This window comes from Komagataeibacter intermedius TF2 (assembly GCF_000964425.1).
Lineage (GTDB): Bacteria > Pseudomonadota > Alphaproteobacteria > Acetobacterales > Acetobacteraceae > Komagataeibacter > Komagataeibacter intermedius.
The window spans coordinates 1-1,044 of record NZ_BANF01000134.1 but is presented as its reverse complement, the minus strand read 5'-3'; the positions used below and the strand labels follow the sequence as shown (position 1 = coordinate 1,044).

2 protein-coding genes are annotated in these 1,044 nt (G+C 65.6%); both read left to right on the top strand.

The genetic code is table 11. The features are described 5' to 3' along the window. Positions 1 to 161 precede the first annotated feature (161 nt). Complete coding sequence (locus B7449_RS13910) at positions 162 to 584, top strand: hypothetical protein (RefSeq protein WP_039736843.1); 423 nt, start codon at positions 162 to 164, stop codon at positions 582 to 584. After that, positions 581 to 1,044 (top strand): hypothetical protein (locus B7449_RS13905; RefSeq protein ID WP_048883729.1); only part of this gene is annotated, 464 nt, incomplete at its 3' end. The genes B7449_RS13910 and B7449_RS13905, both read left to right, overlap by 4 nt.

Here is a 1,044-nt window from a genome sequence, read left to right as displayed (position 1 = left end):
CAAAGGCTGCGGGAACCATCACGATCAGCGCCACGAACGATGGCGGCCTGAGCAATCCGACCAGCCTGAATGTCGTGGTCGCTGCCGCCACGGCCTGACCGACCCCACAATCCGCGCCTGCCCGACCGCCCGTGAGGCGGTTTTTTTATTGAGAAAAATGAATGAGCGATACCACCACAATGCTGCCGCCGCAGCCATCCGTGCGCTGCGCCACGTCAGAGGAAGTTGCCGTGCTGCGTGAACGGGTGGCGCGGGTGGAAGGCGGCCATGACAACCTGCGCGACGGCCTGACCACGCTGTCGCAGCAGTTTTCCGACCTCAGGCGCGACCTGACGCGCACCGTGGCGGACAATGCCGCCCGGACACGCCGGGAAATCATGGAACGCGTGGATGACATGACCGATACGGCCACCGCGCGCGACAGCGAAATATCCGGCAGGCTGGCCCGGATCGAGGGCGGCCTGAAACTGACATCGTGGGTAACCATGACCTTCATCGTGCTGGCCACCGGCCTGCTGGGCTGGGGACAGATTGGCGATGCGGCGTGGTCCTTGTGCAGACGTGCGTTCGGGTACGGCCCATGACCGGCCTGTGCCTGACGCAGTTCAAGCGCCAGATTGTCACCCCCGCGCTGTCCATGATCGGGCTGGGCGGTCAGGCTGCGGTCAACCTGCTGACCGGCACGGCGCTGGTGGAAAGTGGTCTGGCTTACATCCAGCAGGTTACGGATGGCGGTCCCGGCCCGGCGCTGGGACTGTGGCAGATGGAACCGTTTACCCATGATGACATATGGGCCACCTTCCTGTCCGACAGCGGCCTGCACAGCCTGACCCGCGCCGTCCTGTCGGCGCGCGCCAACTGGCCGCCGGGGGCGGGGCAGGTGACGGGAAACGCCTTTTACGCCTGCATCATGGCGCGGCTGAAATACTACCGCGCGCCCGATCCGCTGCCCGCCGCGAATGACGCGCCGGGACAGGCCCATATGTGGAAGCGGATCTACAACACATCGCTGGGGGCAGGGGACGTTGATCCCGCGCATGTCGC

Coding starts and splice junctions, on each gene's coding strand:
- B7449_RS13910 (WP_039736843.1), top strand. CDS start 162: ATGAGCGATACCACCACAATGCTGCCGCCGCAGCCATCCGTGCGCTGC.